This window comes from Clostridium cavendishii DSM 21758, from assembly GCF_900141845.1.
Taxonomy (GTDB): Bacteria; Bacillota; Clostridia; order Clostridiales; family Clostridiaceae; genus Clostridium_AG; species Clostridium_AG cavendishii.
Window position 1 is genome coordinate 24217 of the sequence record NZ_FQZB01000009.1, and the last position, 20585, is coordinate 44801.

28 protein-coding genes are annotated in these 20585 nt (G+C 29.1%); 4 read left to right on the plus strand and 24 right to left on the minus strand.

Features of this window, described 5'->3' with window-relative positions:
• Window position 1: 1 nt before the first annotated feature.
• On the minus strand, window positions 2-175 hold the full coding sequence (locus tag BUB01_RS23185) for a hypothetical protein (RefSeq protein WP_159433230.1): 174 nt from the start codon (window positions 173-175) through the stop codon (window positions 2-4).
• Window positions 176-243: 68 nt separating this feature from the next.
• On the opposite strand from BUB01_RS23185, the gene BUB01_RS23190 reads away from it, so the two are divergent.
• Entirely contained in the window at window positions 244-390 is a 147-nt protein-coding gene (locus tag BUB01_RS23190) for a hypothetical protein (RefSeq protein WP_159433231.1), read from the plus strand.
• Here BUB01_RS23190 and BUB01_RS10230 read toward each other — a convergent pair.
• Genes BUB01_RS10230 through BUB01_RS10245 form a run of 5 tightly spaced genes read right to left on the minus strand, consistent with a single transcriptional unit; the run spans window position 373 to window position 2155 of the window.
• Entirely contained in the window at window positions 373-795 is a 423-nt protein-coding gene (locus tag BUB01_RS10230; RefSeq protein ID WP_072986874.1) for a hypothetical protein, read from the minus strand. The genes BUB01_RS23190 and BUB01_RS10230 overlap by 18 nt on opposite strands.
• Before the next feature lie 12 nt (window positions 796-807).
• Window positions 808-1023 carry a hypothetical protein gene (locus tag BUB01_RS10235; RefSeq protein WP_143152483.1) on the minus strand — a complete coding sequence of 72 codons (216 nt, stop codon included), beginning with the start codon at window positions 1021-1023 and terminating at the stop codon, window positions 808-810.
• A 7-nt stretch (window positions 1024-1030) separates the two neighbouring features.
• On the minus strand, window positions 1031-1801 hold the full coding sequence (locus BUB01_RS10240) for an antA/AntB antirepressor family protein (protein WP_072986878.1): 771 nt from the start codon (window positions 1799-1801) through the stop codon (window positions 1031-1033).
• Complete coding sequence (locus BUB01_RS23195) at window positions 1801-1956, minus strand: hypothetical protein (RefSeq protein WP_159433232.1); 156 nt, start codon at window positions 1954-1956, stop codon at window positions 1801-1803. The genes BUB01_RS10240 and BUB01_RS23195 overlap by 1 nt, the downstream gene beginning before the upstream one ends.
• Window positions 1957-1966: 10 nt before the next feature.
• On the minus strand, window positions 1967-2155 hold the full coding sequence (locus BUB01_RS10245) for a helix-turn-helix domain-containing protein (protein WP_072986880.1): 189 nt from the start codon (window positions 2153-2155) through the stop codon (window positions 1967-1969).
• 314 nt (window positions 2156-2469) lie between these two features.
• Between BUB01_RS10245 and BUB01_RS10250 the strand changes: the two genes are divergently transcribed.
• Complete coding sequence (locus BUB01_RS10250) at window positions 2470-2844, plus strand: helix-turn-helix domain-containing protein (RefSeq protein WP_072986883.1); 375 nt, start codon at window positions 2470-2472, stop codon at window positions 2842-2844.
• Window positions 2844-4400, plus strand: a complete 1557-nt coding sequence (locus tag BUB01_RS10255) for a recombinase family protein (RefSeq protein WP_072986885.1) — start codon at window positions 2844-2846, stop codon at window positions 4398-4400. Before BUB01_RS10250 ends, BUB01_RS10255 begins: the two co-directional genes overlap by 1 nt.
• Here BUB01_RS10255 and BUB01_RS10260 read toward each other — a convergent pair.
• Complete coding sequence (locus BUB01_RS10260; protein ID WP_072986887.1) at window positions 4357-5427, minus strand: YifB family Mg chelatase-like AAA ATPase; 1071 nt, start codon at window positions 5425-5427, stop codon at window positions 4357-4359. The genes BUB01_RS10255 and BUB01_RS10260 overlap by 44 nt on opposite strands.
• 121 nt (window positions 5428-5548) lie before the next feature.
• Here BUB01_RS10260 and BUB01_RS10265 point away from each other — a divergent pair, with 121 nt between their 5' ends.
• Window positions 5549-5917, plus strand: a complete 369-nt coding sequence (locus BUB01_RS10265) for a YraN family protein (RefSeq protein WP_072986889.1) — start codon at window positions 5549-5551, stop codon at window positions 5915-5917.
• Between the two features lie 134 nt (window positions 5918-6051).
• On the opposite strand, the gene BUB01_RS10270 is transcribed toward BUB01_RS10265, so the two are convergent.
• From BUB01_RS10270 to rpmF, 17 genes are all read right to left on the minus strand, one after another.
• A complete protein-coding gene (locus tag BUB01_RS10270; RefSeq protein WP_072986891.1) occupies window positions 6052-6876 on the minus strand; it encodes a ribonuclease HII in 825 nt (274 codons plus the stop codon).
• Between the two features lie 13 nt (window positions 6877-6889).
• Complete coding sequence (gene ylqF / locus BUB01_RS10275) at window positions 6890-7732, minus strand: ribosome biogenesis GTPase YlqF (protein ID WP_072986894.1); 843 nt, start codon at window positions 7730-7732, stop codon at window positions 6890-6892.
• Window positions 7733-7806: 74 nt separating this feature from the next.
• Window positions 7807-8151 carry a 50S ribosomal protein L19 gene (rplS, locus tag BUB01_RS10280; protein WP_072986896.1) on the minus strand — a complete coding sequence of 115 codons (345 nt, stop codon included), beginning with the start codon at window positions 8149-8151 and terminating at the stop codon, window positions 7807-7809.
• A gap of 114 nt (window positions 8152-8265) precedes the next feature.
• Entirely contained in the window at window positions 8266-8970 is a 705-nt protein-coding gene (trmD, locus tag BUB01_RS10285; protein ID WP_072986898.1) for a tRNA (guanosine(37)-N1)-methyltransferase TrmD, read from the minus strand.
• Entirely contained in the window at window positions 8960-9457 is a 498-nt protein-coding gene (gene rimM / locus BUB01_RS10290) for a ribosome maturation factor RimM (protein WP_072986900.1), read from the minus strand. The genes trmD and rimM overlap by 11 nt, the downstream gene beginning before the upstream one ends.
• 58 nt (window positions 9458-9515) lie before the next feature.
• Window positions 9516-9743 carry a KH domain-containing protein gene (locus BUB01_RS10295; RefSeq protein WP_072986902.1) on the minus strand — a complete coding sequence of 76 codons (228 nt, stop codon included), beginning with the start codon at window positions 9741-9743 and terminating at the stop codon, window positions 9516-9518.
• A 45-nt stretch (window positions 9744-9788) separates the two neighbouring features.
• Window positions 9789-10037, minus strand: coding sequence for a 30S ribosomal protein S16 (gene rpsP, locus BUB01_RS10300; RefSeq protein WP_072986904.1), 249 nt, complete (start codon window positions 10035-10037; stop codon window positions 9789-9791).
• Between the two features lie 34 nt (window positions 10038-10071).
• Complete coding sequence (gene ffh / locus BUB01_RS10305) at window positions 10072-11427, minus strand: signal recognition particle protein (RefSeq protein WP_072986906.1); 1356 nt, start codon at window positions 11425-11427, stop codon at window positions 10072-10074.
• A gap of 10 nt (window positions 11428-11437) precedes the next feature.
• Window positions 11438-11773 carry a putative DNA-binding protein gene (locus BUB01_RS10310; RefSeq protein ID WP_072986908.1) on the minus strand — a complete coding sequence of 112 codons (336 nt, stop codon included), beginning with the start codon at window positions 11771-11773 and terminating at the stop codon, window positions 11438-11440.
• A 169-nt stretch (window positions 11774-11942) separates the two neighbouring features.
• Window positions 11943-12854 carry a signal recognition particle-docking protein FtsY gene (ftsY, locus tag BUB01_RS10315; protein WP_072986909.1) on the minus strand — a complete coding sequence of 304 codons (912 nt, stop codon included), beginning with the start codon at window positions 12852-12854 and terminating at the stop codon, window positions 11943-11945.
• 41 nt (window positions 12855-12895) lie between these two features.
• A complete protein-coding gene (smc, locus tag BUB01_RS10320) occupies window positions 12896-16453 on the minus strand; it encodes a chromosome segregation protein SMC (protein WP_072986911.1) in 3558 nt (1185 codons plus the stop codon).
• A gap of 367 nt (window positions 16454-16820) precedes the next feature.
• Entirely contained in the window at window positions 16821-17081 is a 261-nt protein-coding gene (locus BUB01_RS10325) for a stage V sporulation protein S (RefSeq protein WP_072986913.1), read from the minus strand.
• 76 nt (window positions 17082-17157) lie between these two features.
• Complete coding sequence (locus BUB01_RS10330) at window positions 17158-18195, minus strand: elongator complex protein 3 (RefSeq protein WP_072986915.1); 1038 nt, start codon at window positions 18193-18195, stop codon at window positions 17158-17160.
• Window positions 18192-18872 (minus strand): ribonuclease III, encoded by a 681-nt coding sequence (gene rnc, locus BUB01_RS10335; RefSeq protein WP_423231124.1) that lies wholly within the window; start codon window positions 18870-18872, stop codon window positions 18192-18194. Before rnc ends, BUB01_RS10330 begins: the two co-directional genes overlap by 4 nt.
• A 142-nt stretch (window positions 18873-19014) precedes the next feature.
• Complete coding sequence (gene acpP / locus BUB01_RS10340) at window positions 19015-19245, minus strand: acyl carrier protein (RefSeq protein ID WP_072986920.1); 231 nt, start codon at window positions 19243-19245, stop codon at window positions 19015-19017.
• Between the two features lie 85 nt (window positions 19246-19330).
• Window positions 19331-20332 carry a phosphate acyltransferase PlsX gene (gene plsX / locus BUB01_RS10345; protein ID WP_072986923.1) on the minus strand — a complete coding sequence of 334 codons (1002 nt, stop codon included), beginning with the start codon at window positions 20330-20332 and terminating at the stop codon, window positions 19331-19333.
• 56 nt (window positions 20333-20388) lie between these two features.
• On the minus strand, window positions 20389-20571 hold the full coding sequence (gene rpmF, locus BUB01_RS10350) for a 50S ribosomal protein L32 (RefSeq protein WP_072986926.1): 183 nt from the start codon (window positions 20569-20571) through the stop codon (window positions 20389-20391).
• Between the last annotated feature and the right edge of the window lie 14 nt (window positions 20572-20585).

A 20585-nucleotide genomic window follows, 5' to 3' on the forward strand; every position in this document is an offset into this window, starting at 1 on the left:
ATCAGCACCTCCTTACTATTGTTAAAGTTATTCTCATTAGCGAAATTACATCTTTTAATGTCGTTTTTTTCCCATAGTCTATTCTATTAACTTTTATATCTCTTGTTACTTCTTCAAAAACTATTTTCTTTTCTTCTTCTGTGTTAAATCTAACTATGTTTGCTAGATTACACATACCTTTTACCTCCTTTTGTATTCTTATCCCCTTTATGGTAAAATTTTGTTTGAAAGGGGGTGTTTTTCATGGTTGACCGTATTGAAAAGGTCGCTACCTTATATATTCAATCTCATTACAACGTCAAAGAAATGTCATTACCAGAACTTATGAAACTCTTTGATGAAACTTGTGAAGAAATTATTGAAATAATGAGATCAACTAATAAAAATTAATTGTAATAAAGCTTTATTAATTTTGCTTAGAATTTCTTGAGCTGATTCAATAGACATGCCTTCCAAAACGTGAACTATTTTTTCAGCTCTTTCTAATTCATCCTGTTTTGAGAATAAAGGTAACCCCTTTTGTTCACCTGAACAGTTAACCCATTTTTCGCCTATTGCATTTGATAACTCATTTATAAATTTTGTATTTTCTAAAGGAATAATTGTATTAGCCATTTCTTCACCATCAAGTTTAATTTCAACCTCTTGACTTCTTACAAGTAAAGTTAAGTTTAATGTAGCCTCTCCTTTTCCTGAACGTTTTAAGTTATAATCAAGTACTCCTTCTACCTTGAAGTTATCTAATTTGATCTCATTGTTTATAATACTTACTGAATGAATTTTGTTGTTTTCCATCTGAATCTCTCCTTATTTAAATTTTAAATAATAGTACATTAAAATTGTGATGATGATTATATTAAGCGATAGATATATCCCAATACATATTCTTCTTCTTTTTAAGTATTGTTTATATATTTCTTGTCTAGTTGGAGCTGAATCTAAAAATATTTCTCTTGTTAACTCCTTTGTTTCAGTTCCATCTTCATTTTTTATAATCATATATTCTTTTATGCTGTTTTTCATTTTATATTTAAATAACTCCCTTAAAATTAATTTGATTATTAGCTTTTGCAATTTCCTCTTGTAGAACTATTGGAGCTTTATAGTTTTGAATAACCTCTTTAGCTAACTCAACATCTTTTTTCTTTATTTCTGCTATAGAAGACACTCCAAATTCTCTGTGTAACTGCTTGTACAAGTCTGAAAAAGCTTTTTTACTAAGAGTTTCATATGCCTTACTCTTCTTGCCGCCTAGTAAAGTAACTACTATTTTATTTGCTAAACTTGTTAATCTTTTGCTATCAGCCGTAGATAACTCGGTTGCATCTACAAACTCCTGAATTACTGTTACTTTATCCTTAACCTCTTTAACTTCTGCTTTTACTTCTTTAGTAAAATTGAATTGTAGCTCTAACATTTCTTCTGTTGTTAGCTTTTTGACTTGTGAATTAGAATTTAAATAAGCTTTTTCACACTCTATAAAGTACTTCCTTGCCTCTTTCCCTTTGTCATTGTTTTCTACCATACTTAACTCTTTTGCCATTTCGATAGTTAAAACATACTCTGTTCTCTTTGAACCTAAATTTGTTCCTTCACGCTCCACAAATTTATGGAATGTGGAAAAATCAACATTTTCAACAAATTCATATTTTTCTATTCTGTTTTTTATCCATGTCGAAAAATCTTGTTTACTTTCTAAAAACTCATGTAGCTCTCTAGCATCTACAAGTTGCTTTCCATGCTCGTCCATTATTTTTATTAAATCTCTTACCTCTTGTTTCATTTGAATTTTCTTATCCATTAAGCTTGTCCTCCTTCTTCAACTTCATCTTTGAACGTAATTGTACATTCCGGCATTACTGCTCTTATTAATTCTTTAGATTTATCCACCCCACTCGATACTCTAGTTATTACTAATTTTCTTTTGCCATTAATAAATTCTGTTGTTACCTCCATAAAATCCCTCCTAAATCAATTCTTCAATTCTAACATCAAGCGCTTCTGCTATTTTTTTTACAGTCAAAATTTTAGGATTGTTTCTCTCACCTTTTTTAATTTGACTTATTGTTGTCTGACTAACTCCGGTAATTCTTTCCATTTCATAACCTGTAATTTTTCTTTCCTCCATTTTTTGTTTTAATTTTTCACCATTCATTTACTTTAGTTACTCCTTCTTTAGAATTTATAAATTTCATTTACTTTTCGTTATTTACTATCGCAAACGAAACTATACTCTTATTATGCTTTCACATTCGAAAGTATACAAGTATCCTAAAAAGCTAATATATGTAATTATATTTGATTTGCTCCGTTTCCCTTTCGTATTCGACAGTATTCTTTGTTTTTTAATTTCATTGTCGAAAGTATTTTTCTTTATTTTACTTTCGTTTATGAAATTTAACTTGTATAGTATATATTGTTTTTGATATAATACTTTTATAAACGAAAGTATATGAGGAGAATAAAAAAATGATTAGTATATTAGGACAAAACATAAAAAAAATAAGAGAGTCTAAAGGTGTGAGCGCCTATAGATTATCTAAAGACGCTAATGTTGGTAATGCAACAATAAGCCAAATAGAAAGTGGCAAAAGGCAAACACTCAACGCTGATACATTAGAAAAAATAGCAAATGCACTTAATGTAAGCACAAATGAACTATTCAGTTTAGAAGAAGGACAAAAATATATAGTAACTGATATAGAAGAAACTATGAATTTAATCTTTTCTAGCGAAGGGTTAACTTTAGATAATATTGAATTATCCGATTTAGAAATTAAGCAAATACAAATGAATATGATTAATTGCTTTAATATTATTAGAATGCAAAGAGGTGATAAGTAATGAAAAGAGTTGCTCTATATTGTAGAGTATCTTCTGATGATCAAAAAGAACGTGACACAATCGAGAATCAAGTTGAGATATTAAATACTTATATTGAATTAAAAGAAGATTTAGAGATTTTCAAAGAATATTTAGATAATGGTGTAAGCGGAACAATTCCATTTGGCGAAAGACCAGGCGGAAAAGAATTATTAGAAGATGCCAAAAACAAATTATTTGATGCCGTTTTAGTTTATAAAATTGATAGATTTGGGAGAGACACCTTAAGCGGTCTTAATGCTGCAGAAATATTAACTAAATTAAATATAGAAATATTGAGCGTATCTGAACCATTTGATTTAAATACCCCAACTGGTAAATTTCAGTTTACGACCTATTTAAGCATGGCTGAACTTGAAAGAAATAATATACTAGACAGAATGTATATAGGTGCTACAAGAGCTGCTAAGATGGGAAAATGGCTCGGTGGTGTTGTACCTTATGGATATTTAGTAAATAGTGATGGTTATTTAGAAATAAATGAAAGTGAAGCAAAAGTAATTAGAAAAATATTTAATATGTACGTAGTCGATAAAATAAGCACTTTAGGGATAGCTACTTATTTAAACACCAACAATATTCCTAGTTACAGTATAACTAGAACACAAAAAACCAAAAGCATGACAGGAAAATGGAGAACATCTTCGGTTTTAAGAATTATTTCTAATACAACATACAAAGGTGTACATGAGTATGGCAAAAAAGCTACAAGAAGAAAAGAAACTATAATAAGAAAAGTACCAGCTTTAATAAGTGAAGAGTTATGGAATATGGCGCAAAAACAAAAAAAACAAAATTCAAATGAAAGCTTTAGATGCATGAAGAATAGGGAATATCTTCTAAGAGGCCTTATTCGTTGCGGACATTGCGGCAAAATTTATTGTGGAATAAGCTATAAAACTAAAAATGATGTTTATGCTTGTAATGGGAAAAGAAGTGCTGAACAAAATCGTTTAGGATTTAAGTGTACTTCAGGAAACATATTGGTTGATGAAATAGAGCAGGTTGTTTGGAATGATATATTACATTTTGTTAGAAATTACAAAAATGAAATAGAAAATATTAAAAATAATGATGATTCCAATAATTTAAGTGAAGTACTTAATCAAATAAAAAAAAATGATTCAATATTAAAAAACATTAAATCCGAAAAAAATGAGATTTTAAAATTATATAGAAAGAAAATAATAACAGATACTGAATTAGAAGAACAACTAAGTGATATCAATAAAGAAGAAAACAACATGAAAAGAATAATCGCCACAACGGAAAAACAATTAGAAAAATTAAAATCTAAAGATAAATTGCTAAAAGAATTAGAAATTAAGCTAGAGGAATATAATAAACGTATAGATTCTCTGAATTATGACGAAAAAAGAGATTTATTAAAAATTATAGTTAAAGAAATTATAGCAACTACTGTTATAGAAGGCTCTATTAAGAAAGTAACTGTTAGAGTTGTTTATAACTGGGTCAAACTTGACATCTTAACCGACATGGATTATACGAGGCTATAAATAAAAAATTACTTGGTAATGTTATAAATCCACTATTTCTTGTAATATTTATTTCTTTATTTTCTAATGGTTCTCTAAGTAAATCAAGTATTTTTTTATCAAATTCTAAAAGCTCATCTAAAAATAAAACTCCATTATGCGCCAATGTTATCTCTCCTGGTTTTAAATCTCTACCTCCACCCACTATAGAAATCGGTGTCGAATTATGATGAGGGTTTCTAAATGGTCTATTAGTTATTAGTCCCTCATTTTTCTTCAAAAGTCCTGATACGCTATATATCTTTGTTACCTCCAATGCTTCCTCAAAAGTTAAAGGCGGCATTATACTATTTATCCTTTTTGCTAACATTGTTTTTCCCGAACCTGGTGGACCTTGAAGTATTACATTATGATAACCTGCTGCTGCTATTGCCAATGCCCTTTTTGTAGTTTCATGCCCTGCTACATCTTTAAAATCTTCAATAGAACTCTCAGTAATTTCTTCATATGCATAACTACTATTTATAGGCTTTAAATCTTCATAAGTTAAATATTTAACTACTTGGTCTAAGTTGGAAAAAGAAAATATATTTACATTTTTTATAGATGAACATTCTACAACATTTTCCTCTGGTATTATAAATTCTTTAATATTTTCATCTATCCCTGCAAGTACAGACGTTAGCGCTCCATTAATCCTTCTAATCTCTCCATTTAGAGATAATTCACCTATAAACATATATTCCTTATTACTTTTTAATAAAATTTGTTCACTAACAATTAAAATACCTATAGCTATAGGCAAGTCTAACAACGAACCAACTTTTTTTATATTAGCAGGAGCTAGGTTTACAGTTATTCTTCCTAGAGGAAATTTAAATTCACTATTTATAATAGCACTTCTAACCCTTTCCTTAGCTTCCTTTATTGAAATATCAGGGAGGCCAACTATAGTAAAAGATGGCATCCCAGGCGTTATATCTATTTCCACCTCAATTATATGTCCGTCAATTCCATTAAATGTTGCACTCTTTAAACTTATGGTCAATATTCTCACTTCCTTATAAGATAATTACATCTATTGATTATTGACATAATTTAGTAAATTAATAATCACTGTTTTTAATTTAGTACTTTTTTGTCAATAATTTTGTTAGGAGGTGATTTTTTTGAAAGCATATAATAAATTAATAGGCTCATATGGTGAGGATATTTGTTCTAAAACCCTTAAAAACTTGGGTTATAAAATATTAGAAAAAAATTTCAGATGTAGGATGGGTGAGATTGATATAATTGCTATACAAGGCAATATTCTAAGTTTTATTGAAATAAAAAGTAGGTTCTCAGCTTCATATGGTAACCCATGTGAAGCTGTAACCTACTTTAAAATAAGAAAAATCATAAATACTGCAAATTATTATATTTTTAAAGAAAAATTTTTTAATATAAATGTTAGATTCGATATTATGGAAGTTATTTTAAACTATAATGATAATACTTATAAAATAAATTTTATTAAGGATGCTTTTAGATTATAGCTTAAGATATCTTTCAAAAATAATAAATTTATTATGTATCATATTGCGTCAATAGGTTCACTTGATAGTTAATTATCAGATGAACCTATCTCCTTGTCTGATACAAAATACATCTTAATTTTAAACCCACTTTTTTATATACTTAATATATTTTTCAAAAAACTCATCCTATGGATTTCACATGGTCCATATTCTAAAATTGCCTCTACATGTTTCTTAGTTCCATATCCTACATTTTGCGCAAAATCATAAACAGCAAACTCTTTATGATATTCTTTCATTAAATTATCCCTATACACTTTTGCAACTATTGAAGCACATGCGATTGCTGCACTTTTAGTATCACCTTTAATAACTGATTTATTTTCTATATCTATATTTTTTATAAGATAACCATCTGATAATATTAAATCTGGCTTAGGATTCAGAGATGTGCAAGCATCTATAAATATTTGATTATTACACACACCAATGCCCTTCATATCAATTTCTTTATTATCACAAAAAGCTATAGAATATGCTATTGCTCTTTCCTTTATTATTTCCGCAAGCTTTTCTCTTTTACTTTCACTTAATTTTTTAGAATCATTTATCTCTAATATATGATCATCCATACTATCTTCTTTTAATATAACAGCACAAGAAACTATAGGACCCGCTAGAGGACCTCTACCAACCTCATCAACTCCTGCTACTAAATTATAGATTCCAAAAGACTTATCGAAATTATACATTAATGCTACTCTTTCCTTCTCTGCTTTTAATTTATTAATATCTTTTAAAAGTTTTGTAGCTAATATATTAACATTTTTTCTACTGTCTAATGAAAGTTTTTCTATAATAGAGTCTAACATTTCTTCATCTATTTCTGATACATTTATTGATTTTACGTATTCATTTATATCTTTAAATTTAAGTGATGTAGTATCTATATTTAAAAATTCTATTACATTTTTCAAAAAAACACCCTCTTTATGGTCTTTCTAAAGAAATCTTTCCTATTTTACCTGATCTAAATTCATCTAATAATATAGCAGCTATTCTATTATAGTTTATTTCTCCACCTGATATTAAAGCTCCTCTTTTTCTAGCTATAGAATTTAGATTCTCTAATGGATCTTCATCTAAACTTTCTAGTTTATATCTTGTCATAAGCATTTCGGGAGCAATTTTCATTAATCTTTCTACTAATTTAAACGCAAGCTCCTCTGTATCCATTATTTCATCCTTTATAGCACCAGTAAATGCAAGATTTAAAGCAACTTCCTCATCTTCAAATTTAGGCCACAATATACCTGGAGTATCTAAAAGCTCAAGTCCAATAGATGTTTTTATCCATTGTTTACTTTTGGTAACACCGGGTCTATCTCCAGTTTTAGCTATATTATTTTTAGCCATTTTGTTTATAAATGTAGATTTTCCTACATTAGGTATACCAACAACCATAACTCTAGTTGTTATATTTACAAGTCCTTTAGCTTTCATTCTATCATGCTTTTCCTTTAGAAGGCTAAGTACTGCTGGTTTTATATTCTTAAGTCCGTCACCTTGAAGCGAATTCACTTCTATAGCCTTTACATCATCTTTAGTAAGCATTTTTATCCATTCTTTGGTAACCTTACTATCTGTTAAATCACTTTTGTTAAGTAATATAAGCCTTGGCTTTCCTTGAGTTAAACCTTCTATTTCCGGATTAGATGAAGCTCTTGGGATTCTAGCATCTCTAATCTCTATAACTGCATCTACAAGCTTTAAATTTTCCTTTATTTCTCTCTTTGTTTTTACCATATGTCCCGGAAACCAATTAATAGCCATACAATTATCCCTCCCTATTTTTTTATATAACAAAAAACGGGACTAAATTAGTCCCCGTCTTTTATAAGTACATATTACATTCTTTCTTTAACTTTAGCAGCTTTACCTACTCTATCTCTTAAGTAGAATAATTTAGCTCTTCTAACTTTACCTCTTCTAGTAACTTCAATTTTTTCTATAATTGGAGCATTTAGTGGGAATGTTCTTTCAACTCCAGTGTTGAATGCAACTCTTCTTACAGTGAAAGTTTCTCTTATTCCACCATTTTGTTTTTTGATAACAGTTCCTTCGAACATTTGAACTCTTTCTCTGTTACCTTCTTTAATTCTTACGTGAACTTTGATTGTATCTCCAACGTTGAATGCTGGTAAATCAGTTCTCACTTGTTCTTGTTCTATTAATCTTATTATTTCGTTCATGTGTAGTCCCTCCTTAGTTTTTTTTGACGTTCTTAACAATATTATATGACAGAGGACCGTCCGTACTAACACAAAGCTTATTTTAACATAAATTATGCACTAAATCAATAATTTTTATTTTAATAATTTAATGTCTTCTTTGGTTAATACAATCTTATCAAATAAGTCTTTCCTTCTTTCTTTAGTTATAAGTAGAGACTCACGTCTTCTCCATTTTCTTATATTTTCATGGTGTCCAGAAAGCAAAACCTCCGGCACCCTTTCATCTTCAAAAACCTCTGGTCTTGTATATTGAGGATATTCTAAAAGTCCATTATAAAAGGATTCTTCCATAAAACTTTCTTCTTTTCCTAGAACACCTGGTATAAGTCTACATATGCTATCAACAATTGGAATACACGCCATTTCTCCACCTGTTAAAACATAATCTCCAATAGATATTTCCATATCAAAATATTTATAGGCTCTTTCATCAATTCCTTCATAATGACCACAAACAAAGATTAAATTGTTTTCTTTACTAAGCTCTGTAGCCAAAGTCTGATTAAAAGTTATTCCTCTAGGTCCTAAGAATATAACCTTTCCATCATTATAATTCTTAACATGTTTTATAGCAGAAACTACTGGCTGAGCACTCATAACCATTCCAGCTCCACCACCATATGGATAGTCATCCACTTTTCTATGCTTATTTAAAGTGTAATCTCTAATATTAATAGCTTCAATATCTATAAGTCCATTTTCTTTAGATCGCCCTATAATACTATGATTAAAGATATCAAACATTTCTGGAAACAACGTTAGAATATTAATCTTCATCTTGCCATTCACCTGCTGGTTTAATAACTATTTTTTTATTTTCTACATTTATATCTAAAACTATTTCTTTAAGAACTGGAATTAATATCTCTTTATTACCTTTAACCCAATAAACATCATTGCTTCCTGTTTGAATAACTTCAAAAACCTTACCATATTCAAAATCCTGAGTATCTACTACTGTGCAACCTAAAAGATCTGTTATAAAAAAAGTATCTTCATCTAATTCAACTGATTGATCTCTAGTTATTTGTATATACTTAGTCTTATATTTCTCTGCATCATTCATAGAATTTATTCCTTCAAGCTTAAGTACAACTTTATCCTTTAGATACTTAACTTCTTCTATGTAATACTTTTTTCCATCGATATAAACATCTTCTAAATAATCAAATCTATACATATTATCTGTTAAAGGATGAACCTTAACAGCACCTATTACTCCATGTGTGTTTATAATTTGACCAACATTTAACATTTCGCTCATAACTTCACCTCATGTTTTATTATATATTTAAAAAGAGCTAGGTTACCCTAACTCTTCTTTAAATGATTTCTACAACTACTCTTTTGTTTTCTTTCATTGCAGCAGCTTTAACCACAGTTCTAATAGCCTTAGCTATTCTTCCCTGTTTGCCAATTACTTTCCCCATATCTTCAGGTGCAACCTTAAGCTGTAGGATAATAGATTGTTCTCCTGCAATTTCATTAACGTTAACTAAACTTGGATTATCTACTAGTGATTTAGCAATTACTTCTACTAATTCTCTCATAAACCTCTGTTTAACATAAGCTAAACAGAATTCACCTCCCAAGTATTATTTGTTAATTCCAGCTTTAACAAAAAGTCTTTTAACAACATCTGTTGGTTGTGCACCATTTCCTAACCATTTGCTTGCCTTTTCAGCGTCTATTTTAACTTCTGCTTCTGGTTTAGCAACTGGATTGTAGTATCCTATTTCTTCGATGAATCTTCCATCTCTAGGACTTCTTGAATCTGCAACAACTACTCTGTAGAAAGGAGCTTTTTTAGCACCCATTCTTCTTAGTCTTATCTTTACTGCCATGTCTATTTCACCTCCTTTAAAAAATATTATATATTTAACTCATAAAAGGTAACTTTCCAAAAAGACCCTTTTTAGCATTCTTTTGTAATGATTTCATTTGTTTCATTTGCTTTTTAGCCATTTCATATCCCTTAATGAGCTTATTAACTTCTTGAATTGTAGTTCCTGAACCATTTGCGATTCTCTTTTTTCTTGAACTTGAACTAGATATAAGATTTGGATTTCTTCTTTCCTTTGCAGTCATAGATTGAATAATTGCCTTTTGTTTTGCAATTTGCTTTTCACCTTCTGCAAAATCTATTCCTTCTAGTTGTTTTGAATTAACACCTGGCACCATTTCCATAAGTTTATTAATTGGTCCAAGTTTTTTCATCTGATCCATCATTGCAAGGAAATCTTCAAAGTTAAATTCTTGATTCATCATCCTATCGCTTAACTTTTTAGCTTCATCCTCATCTATTGCTTGCTGTGCTTTTTCAATTAGGGATAGTACATCACCCATTCCTAATATTCTTGAAGCCATTCTATCTGGATGGAAGACTTCTATGTCATTCATCTTTTCTCCAATACCAGCAAACTTTATAGGCTTTTGTGTTACATGTCTTATAGACAGTGCAGCACCACCTCTAGTATCTCCATCTAATTTTGTTAAAATAACACCTGAAATATCTAAGGTATTATTAAAGCTTTCAGCTACATTTACAGCATCTTGCCCTGTCATAGAATCCACTACTAAAAGTATTTCTTTTGGATTTACAGCAGCCTTTACATCTTCAAGTTCCTGCATTAATTCTCCATCTATATGAAGTCTACCTGCAGTATCAATTATAACTATATTTTGACCATGTTCTTTTGCATGAGCTATACCAGCTTTTGCAATATCTACCGCCTTTACCTTATCACCTAAAGTAAATACTGGAACATCTATCTGCTTTCCTACAACTTCAAGTTGTTTTATAGCAGCTGGCCTATATATATCACACGCTACAAGTAATGGTTTTTTATTCTTCTTTCTTAGGTGCAAAGCTAGTTTACCACACATCGTAGTTTTACCAGCACCTTGAAGTCCTACTAGCATAAATACTGTAGGTCCATTATCAGCGTAGTTAAGTTTACTTTCTGTTTGCCCCATAAGATTAGTAAGTTCTTCATTTACTATTTTTATAACTTGTTGAGCTGGTGTTAAACTTTCTAACACCTCACTACCAACACACTTACTGCTAACATTACTTACAAATTGCTTTACAACTTTAAAGTTAACATCAGCTTCTAATAATGCAAGCTTTACTTCTCTCATGGCTTCTTTTATATCTTTTTCTGTTAGTTTACCTTTACCTTTTAATTTTTTAAAGGCATCTTGTAATTTTGATGATAAACCTTCAAAAGCCATGTTAACCCTCCTATGCGTTTAATATCTCTTCTAGGGTTTCATTGATAAGTACTTTAGGCTCTTCCTCTATAGAATAGACATTTAGCTTATCAATTAAATCCTCTTTAAGTTTTTTTCTTATATTACTCTTTTGTAAAAGCTTTAGCTTTTCTTCATAACTTACTAATTGCTTATAACACCTTTTTGTTAAATCATGAATCGCTTGCCTACTAGTCTGATTTATCTCTGCAATTTCTGCTAAAGATAAATCTTCATTAAAGTACATCGTCATAATATCAAGTTGTTTTGCAGTTAGTAAGCATCCGTAGTAATCTAATAAAATTGATACTTTAAATCTATCTACCATATAATCACCTTGCTCACAAAAAAGATAATATCAGATTTCAAACAGAGTGTCAAGTATTTTTACTTAACACTTTGTTTTTTTGTTATTATTTTAATTTTAATTATGTGAAAGAAAATAATAGAGACAAAACAAGCAAGTATATCATACTACTTTCATAATATACCTCAAATTAAAGTAATGCTTCCGCAAAATCACTGGCATTAAATTCTTGAAGATCTTCTACCCCTTCTCCAACACCTATATATCTAACAGGAATGTTTAAAGAATTTTTAATCGCTATAACCACTCCTCCTTTAGCTGTACCATCTAACTTAGTCAAAATAATACCATCTATTGGGCAAGCCTCCATAAATTGTTTGGCTTGTATTACAGCATTTTGTCCTGTGGTAGCATCTAAAACTAATAAAGTCTCTTTTTTATACCCTACAAGATCCCTATCTATAATTCTATTTATTTTAGCTAGCTCATCCATAAGGTTCTTTTTATTATGAAGTCTTCCCGCTGTATCACAAATTAAAAGATCAATATTTCTAGCTTGAGCAGCTTTAATTGCATCAAAAACTACTGCTGCTGGATCGGATCCTTCTCCATGCTTTACTATATCTACATTAGCTCTCTTACTCCAAACCTCTAACTGATCTATAGCTGCTGCTCTAAAAGTATCTGCTGCTGCAAGTAAAACCTTTTTACCACTATTTTTAGATTTTGCTGCAAGCTTTCCTATTGATGTAGTTTTACCAACACCATTTACACCTATTACAAGTATTACTTCTTTTTCAGAAGTTTCATCCTTCTTGTAATCTCCTTCATTTAGCATATCTGCAATTACTCTTTTTAAAGCTGGTTTTACTTCTGCTACATCATTTATCTTTTCTTCTCTTATCTTAACTTTCAATCTTTGGATTATCTCCATAGTAGTTTCCATACCTATATCTGATGTTATAAGTATTTCTTCTAGTTCTTCATATAAATCTTCATCTATATTAATAGCTAAATTAAGAACATCATTTATTTTGTCAGTTAAATTGTCTCTTGTTTTTGTTAAGCCAGACTTTAATTTGTCAAAAAATCCTCCAAACATACAATTCCTCCTATGATTTATATTATTTTATTAAATATTCTTTATTTTGATAAATCTACTGAAACTACTTTTGAAACTCCTTTTTCCTGCATAGTAACTCCATACATTACATCTGAGGCTTCCATAGTCCCCTTTCTGTGCGTAATTACAATAAACTGTACATCCTTTGAAAATTCCTTTAAAAACTCAGCATACCTAAAGACATTTGCATCATCTAAAGCAGCCTCTATTTCATCTAGTATACAGAACGGTGTTGGTTTCATCTTAAGTATCGCAAATAATAATGCTATTGCCGATAAAACCTTCTCTCCACCCGACATAAGATTTATATTTTGAACCTTTTTACCTGGTGGTTCTACATTTATATCTATATTTGCAGTAAGTTCATCCCCTTCTGAAAGTATAAGTTCTGCACTACCACCTTTAAATAACTCTTTAAAAGTTTCATCAAAATAAGAATTTAACACATTAAAGTTTTCCTTAAATACTTCTTTCATCTTTTTTGTCATATCTGAAATCACACTTAATATTTCTTCTTTTGACTTTTCTAAATCCTCTCTCTGTGAAGACATAAAATTATATTTTTCTAAAACATCTTTATATTCTTCTATTGCACTTACATTAACAGTTCCTAATCTAAATATGCTTCCCTTTAATTTGACTATCTCATCCTTATGTGCACTTAAATCAACAATTTCCTTTGCATAATCTAAAGCTTCAGCATAAGAAATTTCAAACTCATCATTAAGTCTTGTAAAATGAGAATCCTTTTCAGATATCAATTTAGTATATACTATATCTTGCTTATGAACTTCTTCTTCTTTCTTCCCGATTTCAAGCCTTAAAAATTCCAGTTCTGAACTTATCGATTTTATATCTTCCTTTAATTTAATTTTATTAACTTCATATTCTTTAAATAGCTCTTCAGTCTCTTTTAGTGCTAGCTTAGTAGCCTCTATTTCTTCATTGTATTTATCTATTTTACAATGATTTTCTTCTATAAGTTTTTCATTGTTTACTATATTAACAGCTATTTCTTTAAGTCTAACTTCGTTGTCTTCTATATCTTTTTCTGCTCTTAAAAGTTCATTTTTCTTACTTAAAACATATTCATCAAGCTTTGCTTTGTTTACCTTTAAACTTGTAAGCTTTTCTTGATTTGTTTTTAAAAAATCACTTCCCTCCTTCATATAGTTTTCCAAGCTTATAATAGTTTCTCTAATCTCTTTTTGTTTTTTAGTAGCAGCTTCTAATTTTTCATTATTTTCTGCTAAATCATTTTTAAGTTTCCCTAATCTCTCACTACTTAATTCAATATCTTTTTTTGATATTTCAATATTGTTAGCTAGACTACTTTTTTCTTTGTTAATATTAGCTATTTCAGATTCTAACTTCGTAAGTTCAATATTTTTATAATGAACCTCATCCTTAAGATTTAAATTCTCTTCATCTAGATTTTTTATTTCTGTTTTTAAATCCTTAAGTTTAACTTCTAATTCTTGTTTTACATTTTTTAAATTTTTAAGCTCTAAAGCTAATTTATCTATTTCTGCTCTTCTTGTAATAACTCCTGAATTTTTACTATGAATACTACCACCAGTTAATGCCCCTCCTGGAGTTATAACTTCACCTTCTTGTGTTACTATTTTATAACTATAATTAGTTTTCTTAGCTACTCTTATAGCGCTATCGATATCTTCACAAATTAATGTTCTACCAAGAACATAATTAATACAATTCTCATACTTTTTATCAAAACTTATAAGCTCTGAAGCAACCCCTAGATATCCTTGTTCTAATGTTATATGTTTAGGCACTTCTATCTTTTTACCTTTTATTGTAGTAAGTGGTAAAAATGTAGCTCTTCCCAACCTATTAGCTTTCAAATAGGATATTAAATCCTTCGCTAAATTTTCATTTTCAACTATAATGTTAGAAACACTAGCTCCTAAAGCTATTTCTATAGCTACTTCATAGCCTCTTTTAACATTAATAATTTCACCTAAAACATGACAATGTTCCTTTGAAACATTAAGCTTTGAATTTTTAATACTCTCCATTATAGATTTAACAGCTCTATTATAACCTTCATATTGTTTTTCTAAATTTGATAACATATTAGAATTAGCTTCAAGCTTATTTATTTCAAAATTTATATTCTTATATTTTTTCTCATTTTCATTATTAATAGCTATAGATTTTGTAAGCCTAGTTTTATTATTTAATATTGTTTTTTGTAAATCCTCTACCTTTAGCTTTATATTATCTAAATTAACATTTAGCATATTTTTAGTAGAAAGATTTATCTTTAATGCATTCTCATAATTAGTTACATTATTTCTAGAGTTTTCTATAAGTGAAATTATAGATTTTTCCTGATTAACAAGCACTGTATTTTTATTATTAATATCTGATATTGTTTTTAAAACTTCAAACTCTTCATCTCTTTTTTCATTTAACGATACTTCTTTATCCTTAGTAGTTTCTAAAAAGAAGTTCTCTTTCTCTTTTAAATCATTTATTTCAGTTAAAATATTTTTTTCTTCTAAGCTTTTATTTTCTATTTCTAAAATTATATTTTCTTTAGATGATTTCAAATCATAATTTAATGCTTCTAGTTTAGTTTTGGATTCTTTATCAAGATTTATTAAATTTTTTATACTATTTATTCTTTCTTTTAAAATATCTATATCAGAACTTATTTTATTTATTTTTTCTTTATTTTCATAATATATATTTATTTCATTATTATGATTATTTTCAAGAATGTCCAAATTTTCATTTAACGTTCCAAGCTTTTTTGATTTAATTTCATAAGATATTTTACTTTTTTCGTTTTCAGATTTTAAAACTTCTATTGCTTCTTTTTGCTCATTTATATTTTTATCAATATTTCTCAAAAAATATACTATTAATGATATTTCCTTTTCCTTAAGCCTTTCTGAATAGCCCAAAAACTTATTAGCCTTTTCATTTTCTATCCTTAAAGGTTCTATTCTTTCTTCAAAAGTAGATATTATATCATTAATTCTAACTAAGTTTTGTTCTGTATTTTCTAACTTTTTTTCAGCCTCTATTTTTCTTGACTTAAATTTAACTATACCAGCAGCTTCTTCTAATAAATTTCTTCTCTCTTCAGGCTTACCACTTAATATAGCTTCTATCTTTCCTTGTCCAATTAGTGAATAGCCTTCTTTACCAATACCAGTATCCATAAATAATGCTGTTATATCCTTTAATCTACACTGTGTATTATTTAAAAGATATTCACTTTCACCTGATCTAAAAATTCTTCTTGTTATGGTAACTTCTGAATAATCTGTAGCAAGTTCTTTATCTGTATTGTCTAAAGTAAGTGAAACCTGAGCAAGTCCTACAGGTTTTCTAAAATGGGTTCCTGCAAAAATTACATCTTCCATTTTTCCACCTCTAAGAGTTTTTACACTTTGCTCACCTAAAACCCATCTTACCGAATCCGAAATATTACTTTTCCCACTACCATTAGGACCTACTACTGCCGTTACTCCTTTTTTAAATTTAAGTTCTGTTTTATCTGCAAAGGATTTAAACCCTCTTATTTCAAGAGATTTTAAAAACATAACTTCACTCCTTATTAAAATGTTGCCAAATATTGTCCCTATAGTATTTTAAGCTGTGCTAAAACTGTTCCTATTATACCTAAAACAAACATGGCTAATATAAATATCAATATAACTTGCATTGTTTTTTGTCTACTTGATTTTTTCATATTTATCTCACTCCTTATTCTATATTAGTTTATAGTAAATATTTATAAATATCAATAAGTGACTATTCAAAATTATCATCTACCATCACCTTTTCAAACATTAAAATACATAAATAAAACCTCTATTGCCCATTCTTTATATAAGAAGTTCTAATAGCTTGATTCAAAATTTTGATTATCACTTAAGAAAAGCCTTAGAGTTTTAACTCTAAGGCTATTTACCTAGATTCTACTATAAATTTTATAGCAGTCTTTTCATGACCTTGAATCTGAACTTCAGAAAACGCAGGTATGACTAATAATTCCATCCCATTAGGAGCTATAAAGCCTCTGGCTATAGTTATTGACTTTACAGCTTGATTTACAGCTCCCGGCCCTATAGCCTGAATCTCTGCGACTTTATTTTTTCTCAAAATAGTAGCTAATACCCCCGCTACATACTTAGGTGTTGACTTCGTCGAAACTTTTAAAATATCCATATATAACTCCCCCAATTTATATTATAGAAGTTATATTCGTTACAACAAAAAAATTTCCTTCATCTTTATTAAATATTTATATTATAATAGTTTTAATAAAATTTTCACTTTTTAAGCTTATACTATTTATATCAAATTTCTCTAATACATTAACTTTTAATTCTATATCTGATAATGAATTATCTAACTTTTTAAAATAATACTTTTTATTTGCATACAATTTTGAAATACTTCTATTACTTATTGTAACAGTAACTTCACCTTTGTAACCATTAAGTTCATTAAATAATTTATCATTTATTATTTTACTTTCTACAAGTTCTCTAAACGCTGCATGAAAAGGTCCCGCCACTACATCTTTCCCCAGATTTATATTATCTGTAGGTTGTAGTCCTATTCTGATAACATTTATATTTTTTTCAATATAAAGTTTATAAATTTCTTCAACAACTTCTACAGCTTTTTCTAATGAAAAAGGGTTATAATCTCCGTTTAAAAACATCTTTTCCATCATAGTATCTTTTATAGTTAGGGCTGGATATATTCTGCAAATATCAGGACCCATAGCTATTGACTTCTTTGCTGTATCTATAGATTTAAGTGCATCATCACCTGGCAATCCTACCATTATCTGATGCCCTAATATAAAGCCATACTCTTTTATAAGCCTGGATGCATCACCAACCTGTTCTGCAGTATGTCCTCTACCTGACTTCAAAAGAACTTCTTCGTCTAAAGATTGAACCCCTAATTCTATTATATCAACTGAATATTCTTTCAAATGAGTTAATATAAAGTCATCTATATAATCAGGCCTTGTAGATAATCTTATAAAATTTATAAGACCTTTTTGCTTATAATCTTTTGCTACTTGTAATAATTCTCTTTGCTTATTTATATCTATTGCTGTAAATGTACCCCCAAAAAAAGATACTTCTAAAGTAGCATCATTTTTATTTATTGTACCTAAATATTCTTCTATTGTATTTACAACAAAATCGCTATCTACTTTACTTTCTTCACCAGTTATCTTATTTTGATTACAAAACACACAATCATGTGGACATCCTTCATGTGGAACAAATATAGGTATTATGTAATGCTTTTTACTCATACCACTTCCTCCATCTTAGACAATGCATGTTTTGCTGCATTTTGTTCTGCTTCCTTTTTACTAAAGCCAGCCCCTTCTCCCATAATAATGCTGTCTATAAGAACTCTTGTGTAAAATTTTCTTCTATGTGGCGGACCTTCATATTTTACTAATTCATATATTATGTTTACTTCACCATTTCTTTGCATTATTTCTTGCAACTTTGTTTTAAAATCTAAAACTATTTCTTCATTTATTGCTTTTTCTATTATATTTTTAAAATTATTTATTATAAACTCATTAACAACTTCAATACCTTTATCAAGATATATGGCTGCTATAACCGCTTCAACACAATCTGCTTGTATAGATATTCTTTCTCTTCCCCCAGTAAGTTCCTCACCTTTGCTCATTCTTATCATTGACCCTAAGTTAAGCTTTTTACCAACTTCATATAAAGAATTTTCACAAACTATAAGAGCTCTTATTTTAGTAAGTTCACCTTCTGACTTATTTTTATAATTATTATAAAGATATTGCGTCATACAAAGCTGAAGCACTGAATCACCTAGAAACTCTAACCTTTCATTGTATTTAACATCTTTGAATTGATTAGCAAAAGAACTATGAGTTAAAGCTGTTATTATATGTTCCTTTTCATCAAAATTTATATTTAGGATTTTTTCTATTTTTTCAATATTAAAGTCTAACACCTTAAAATTCACTCCTTAAGGTTTATTCTTCAGTTTGTCCTCTAAACTTATAAAACAAATTCAAGAATAAACTTAAATTATTTTAGATTTAAGTAAAAATATTAAATCCCGCTACAGCGGGACTTAATTACTCTTCATTATGAGCCTTGATATAATTAAGAGCATCGCCTACAGTTACAAACTTTTCAGCTTCTTCATCTGGTATTTCCATTTCTAGTTCATCTTCAAGTGCCATTATAAGTTGCATTATATCTAATGAATCAGCTCCTAAATCTTCTATAAATGAAGATTCTTTAGTAATACTGTCCTCGTTTATACTTAATTGATCAGCTATTATCGCTTTTATTTTTTCAAACATCTATTGTCACCTCCTAATATTAACCTACTTAGATAATATTATATATCCAAATCCTAGTCAATATATCCTTGGATTATTCTTAAATTTAATTATTTTCTTCTTGTTTAACAGAAAGTTTTATCTTATCTATTAATCCATTAGAATAAAAACTTTCTGCTTGCCTTATAGCATTTTTAAAAGCTCTTGCATCTGAACTACCATGAGCCTTAATGCATATACCATCTACACCTAAAAATGGTGCTCCACCATATTCTTTATAATCAAATTTCTTTTTAAGAGATTTGAATACAGGCTTTAAAAATAATCCACCTATTTTGGTGAATGAGGATGCCATTATTTCATTTTTTAGCAATGAAAATATAGTACTTGCAACACCTTCATACATCTTAAGGACAGTATTACCTACAAAACCATCACAAACTAAAACATTTACATCACCTTTTGGTACTTCCCTTGGTTCTACGTTACCTACAAAGTTCAAATCTTCTTCCTTCAAAAGTTTAAACGCTTGTTTCGTAAGATCATTTCCCTTTTCTTCTTCTTCACCAATATTTATAAGTCCGACATTCGGATTTTTAACATTTAAAACAGATTCAAAATATATTAAACCCATTTTGGCAAATTGAACTAAGTAATGTGGTTTACAGTCTACATTTGCTCCTGCATCTATCACCATAAACGCTCCATTTTTACCTGGCATTATCGGCGCTAATGCTGGACGCTCTATACCCTTAATTCTACCTACTATAAGAGTAGATCCTCCCAAAAATGCTCCAGTACTTCCAGCAGATATTATTGCGTCACATTCTTTATTTTTAACCAGATTTAAAGCTTTAACCATAGAAGAATCTTTTTTCTTCCTTATAGCCATAACTGGATGCTCATTTGGACTTATTACTTCTGTAGCATTTATAAGCTTAATTCTAGATAAATCTGCTTCATGTTTATCTAATTCTGCTTTCAAAACTTCTTCAGGCCCTGTTATATAGAACTCTATATCCTTAAAATCCTTAAGTCCTTGTACTACTCCCTCTATAACAGCTTTAGGTGCATTATCTCCACCCATACCATCAATAGCTATCCTCATATTTTTCACCCCTTTTTTTCTCTATATACAAAGAAAAGAAAGTCATAAGACTTTCTTTATTTTTCTGAAGCAACTACTTCGTGACCTTTGTAGTGTCCACAGTTTTTACATACTCTGTGAGCCATTTTCATTTCGTGGCATTGTGGGCATTCAACGATACCTGGTATGCTTGCTTTAAAAGTTTGAGCTCTTCTTGAGTCTCTTTTTGCTCTATAAGTCTTTCTAGCTGGATTTCCCATTGTAACACCTCCTT

Coding starts and splice junctions, on each gene's coding strand:
- BUB01_RS23195 (WP_159433232.1), bottom strand. CDS start 1,956: ATGGAGGTAACAACAGAATTTATTAATGGCAAAAGAAAATTAGTAATA.
- ftsY (WP_072986909.1), bottom strand. CDS start 12,854: ATGTTTGGAGGATTTTTTGACAAATTAAAGTCTGGCTTAACAAAAACA.
- ylqF (WP_072986894.1), bottom strand. CDS start 7,732: ATGGCTATTAATTGGTTTCCGGGACATATGGTAAAAACAAAGAGAGAA.
- rimM (WP_072986900.1), bottom strand. CDS start 9,457: ATGAGCGAAATGTTAAATGTTGGTCAAATTATAAACACACATGGAGTA.
- BUB01_RS10295 (WP_072986902.1), bottom strand. CDS start 9,743: ATGAGAGAATTAGTAGAAGTAATTGCTAAATCACTAGTAGATAATCCA.
- BUB01_RS10240 (WP_072986878.1), bottom strand. CDS start 1,801: ATGGATAAGAAAATTCAAATGAAACAAGAGGTAAGAGATTTAATAAAA.
- BUB01_RS10235 (WP_143152483.1), bottom strand. CDS start 1,023: ATGAAAAACAGCATAAAAGAATATATGATTATAAAAAATGAAGATGGA.
- acpP (WP_072986920.1), bottom strand. CDS start 19,245: ATGTTTGAAAAAATAAAAGCGATAATAGCTGATCAATTAAGTATAAAC.
- BUB01_RS10310 (WP_072986908.1), bottom strand. CDS start 11,773: ATGGTAGATAGATTTAAAGTATCAATTTTATTAGATTACTACGGATGC.
- BUB01_RS10325 (WP_072986913.1), bottom strand. CDS start 17,081: ATGGATATTTTAAAAGTTTCGACGAAGTCAACACCTAAGTATGTAGCG.
- ffh (WP_072986906.1), bottom strand. CDS start 11,427: ATGGCTTTTGAAGGTTTATCATCAAAATTACAAGATGCCTTTAAAAAA.
- smc (WP_072986911.1), bottom strand. CDS start 16,453: ATGTTTTTAAAATCTCTTGAAATAAGAGGGTTTAAATCCTTTGCAGAT.
- rplS (WP_072986896.1), bottom strand. CDS start 8,151: ATGAACGAAATAATAAGATTAATAGAACAAGAACAAGTGAGAACTGAT.
- trmD (WP_072986898.1), bottom strand. CDS start 8,970: ATGAAGATTAATATTCTAACGTTGTTTCCAGAAATGTTTGATATCTTT.
- BUB01_RS23190 (WP_159433231.1), top strand. CDS start 244: ATGGTTGACCGTATTGAAAAGGTCGCTACCTTATATATTCAATCTCAT.
- BUB01_RS10330 (WP_072986915.1), bottom strand. CDS start 18,195: ATGAGTAAAAAGCATTACATAATACCTATATTTGTTCCACATGAAGGA.
- plsX (WP_072986923.1), bottom strand. CDS start 20,332: ATGAGGATAGCTATTGATGGTATGGGTGGAGATAATGCACCTAAAGCT.
- BUB01_RS10245 (WP_072986880.1), bottom strand. CDS start 2,155: ATGAATGGTGAAAAATTAAAACAAAAAATGGAGGAAAGAAAAATTACA.
- rpsP (WP_072986904.1), bottom strand. CDS start 10,037: ATGGCAGTAAAGATAAGACTAAGAAGAATGGGTGCTAAAAAAGCTCCT.
- BUB01_RS10230 (WP_072986874.1), bottom strand. CDS start 795: ATGGAAAACAACAAAATTCATTCAGTAAGTATTATAAACAATGAGATC.
- BUB01_RS10250 (WP_072986883.1), top strand. CDS start 2,470: ATGATTAGTATATTAGGACAAAACATAAAAAAAATAAGAGAGTCTAAA.
- BUB01_RS10255 (WP_072986885.1), top strand. CDS start 2,844: ATGAAAAGAGTTGCTCTATATTGTAGAGTATCTTCTGATGATCAAAAA.
- rpmF (WP_072986926.1), bottom strand. CDS start 20,571: ATGGGAAATCCAGCTAGAAAGACTTATAGAGCAAAAAGAGACTCAAGA.
- BUB01_RS23185 (WP_159433230.1), bottom strand. CDS start 175: ATGTGTAATCTAGCAAACATAGTTAGATTTAACACAGAAGAAGAAAAG.